A 3,028-nucleotide genomic window follows, 5' to 3' on the forward strand; every position below is an offset into this window, starting at 1 on the left:
CCCTGCACCACCCAAGTGGCGCGGGCGTCTCGCCCGCAGGTAGGGGCGTCGCTTGCGACGCCCGCGCACGCCATTCGATGCCGTCTCCTGCATACGCGGGCTTCGCAAGCGAAGCCCCTACGTGTGACGCGGGCGTCCCGCCCGCCGACGACAACGCGCAACGCCCCCCCCTTCCCCTTGGACCTTCGATGTTGGACGTTGGATGTTCGACGTTCGGCGACTACGCCACCCTCGACTTTGCCCGTCCCATCCACGGCTACCTCACCCTCGAAATCACCGACGCCCGCGCCGGAACCGTATGGGAAATCGGATACAACGAACTCGCCACCAACCCCCGCGACCTCACCCCGCTGCTCACACCCGACGGACACTTCGACCCGGAATTCACCTGCGGCTCCCCCTTTGGCGACCGAGTCATCCTGCGTGGCGGCCCGCAAACCATCACCCTCCCCGAAGAACGCACCTGGCGCTACCTTCTCATTCACCAAACAACAATGAACAGTGAACAGGGATCAGTGAACAGTGAACAAGGAGCAGTGCCCAATCCATCCGATCCACTGTTCACTGCTCATTGCCCACTGTTCACTGATCATTGCTCACTGCTCACTGCCATTTTCTGCCGCGTCTCCCAACACCCCGTCACGCAAACCGGCACCTTCAACCTCCCCCACCCATCCACCTTCAATTCAACAACCCTTCAACCCCTGATCCGCCTCTGCCTCGACCACGCCCGTATCACGATGTCCGATACCTACGTGGACACCACCGGACGCGAAGACGCGCAATGGCTGGAAGACATCCAATACCGTGCCCGCCTCGCCGCCACTTGGTTTGGCGACACCACGCTTCGCCAAGTCACCCTCCGCCACGCCGTTGAACAACAAGACCCGCAAACCAGCCTCTTCCGTGTTTTCGCTCCCGAAGACTACGCCAGCTCCGGCTGCCAGTTCCTCGACTGGGGCATGACTTGGATCGGCCTCCTCCACGACGACTGGCAATGGACCGGTTCCACCCAACTCCTCCGCCGCTACTACCCCGCGTTAAAAAAATTTCTCACCGCGCTTAAACACTTAATTACCCCCGACGGACTCCTCACCGGCCACAACTGCCTTGCCGACAACCACGGCAGCGCCCGCCTCGACCACACCAACCTTGGCGACGCTCCCGGTTACGAAAGCATCCCCAACACCTGGTATTACGGCTACCTCCAACAATCCGCCGAAATCGCCGACGCCATTGGAGAGACCACCGATGCCACCGATTACCGCCAACGCGCCACCCAGCTCCGCAACGCCTTCCAACGCTTCATCACCCGTGACGCGAGCGTCTCGCTCGCAGGTAGGGGCGTCGCTTGCGACGCCCGCGCCCGCCATTTGAGGCCGTCTCCTGCATACGCGGGCTTCGCAAGCGAAGCCCCTACGTGTGGCGCGAGCGTCCCGCCCGCTGGGAACGCCGAGCCCCAGCTCGGCACGCAATGTCGCCCCCTTGGACATGCGACGCTCGGCGACACCATCGCCGAACTCTGGACCCCTGCCCGCGGTCCCCATGCCTACGGCCAAGCCGCTGTTGTCAACGCCATCTTCCACGGACTCATCCCTGACCGCGCCACGGCTCGCGCCATGTTGCAAACCGCCTTCCCCGCGCCTGACGGCATCCCCCCCCTCCCCTCCCCCATCAAACGCTGGAACACCCCCACCACGATCTACCGTGCCCTCCGCGTCCTCTGCGAACACGACCTCGGCCCCCTTGCCGCCGCGCACCTCGCCGCCACCTACGCCCCACACCTCCCCGACGGACCGCTCCCCGAATATTTCCTCCCCGGCCCCACCCGCCAACCCGTGGACCCAACAGGCTCCCACGGCTGGGCCGCAGTTCCCCTCACCTGGCTCCACGACACCGTCCTCGGCGTCCGCTACCACCACACCACAAAAAGTTCCCCCGCCCACATCGTCATAAAACCCCACTACGTCGGATGGGACGCCCCCAACGGCACCGTCATGACCCCCTCCGGCCCCATCACCGTCCACATCGACTGGCCCGCACACACGCTCGACGCCAACGGCCCCGAAGGTGTGCCCATAATCAAGCAGTTCCTCGCCGCCACTCCCATTTCTCCGTCCATTTCTTCCGTCAGTTCAAACCAACCATCCATCCATACCACAACAACCTTAACCCAACACACACCATGAACATCAAAACCAACACACTCCGCGGGTTCTCAACCCTCCTCGTCCTTGCTTGGCTCGCCTGCACCCTGCCCCTGCAAGCCCAAACGGTCCTCTTCTCCGAAGACTTTGAAAGCACGACGACAACCGGCGATCTCAACGGAAAATCCACCTCGGATGGCAACGCGACTTACAGCGTCACCAAAACAAATTCCGTCTTCCAATCGCGTGCGGCCTCTGAAGACAAAATTACCGCCGGGCTTGGTTCCTACATCGGGCAAATCTACGGCAATGCCACCAATCAACCCACATGGATCACCATGTCGCCCAACCTCAACGCCACCGCCAATTACACCTTTAAAATCGATTATCTGCTCTACGCCGGCACTGGACAATTTGGCATCAACGCCCGCAGCGACACGCAAAACGCCAACTGCAGTTTCCGCCTTACCTGGTCTGGAGGCACGGCTTCGTTCTCTTATGTCGATGCGCAAGGCAGTGCCACGCTGCTTGGCACTGTCACCGCCACTGCCTCCGAAAAGGCGAGTTCCTTTTACCTGCGCAACATCGTCGTCACCGTGACAGGCAACACCCAGCAACTCTCTGTAAACGGCACCACTATTGGCGGCGTTGTCGCCACGCAAGGAACCGTCAACGACGCGGCCAACGACCAAATCCGTTTCTATGGAATCAGCGGCAGCGGTGCCGTGGACATCCGCCTCGACAACCTCTCCGCAACCACCGTGGCCGTTCCCGAACCCAGCACAGCCTCCATGCTGTTTGGTGCGACCATGCTCATCACCGCCACCGCGCTTGGCGCCATGCGCCGCCACCGCTAACCTGCGGCCTCCTCCCCCCCCCCC

2 protein-coding genes are annotated in these 3,028 nt (G+C 62.3%); both read left to right on the top strand.

All coding sequences use genetic code 11. The features are described 5' to 3' along the window. Positions 1 to 2,189, top strand: a 2,189-nt coding sequence (locus OBACDRAFT_RS09285; protein ID WP_112787769.1) for an alpha-L-rhamnosidase-related protein, incomplete at its 5' end; no start/stop codon positions are given. Then, positions 2,186 to 3,004, top strand: a complete 819-nt coding sequence (locus tag OBACDRAFT_RS09290; RefSeq protein ID WP_043584970.1) for a hypothetical protein — start codon at positions 2,186 to 2,188, stop codon at positions 3,002 to 3,004. The genes OBACDRAFT_RS09285 and OBACDRAFT_RS09290, both read left to right, overlap by 4 nt. Positions 3,005 to 3,028 lie beyond the last annotated feature (24 nt).

Source organism: Geminisphaera colitermitum TAV2, from assembly GCF_000171235.2.
Taxonomy (GTDB): domain Bacteria; phylum Verrucomicrobiota; class Verrucomicrobiia; order Opitutales; family Opitutaceae; genus Geminisphaera; species Geminisphaera colitermitum.

Bases quoted from the DNA above. Each gene is read 5' to 3' on its own strand.
- OBACDRAFT_RS09290 (WP_043584970.1), top strand. From the start codon at position 2,186: ATGAACATCAAAACCAACACACTCCGCGGGTTCTCAACCCTCCTCGTC.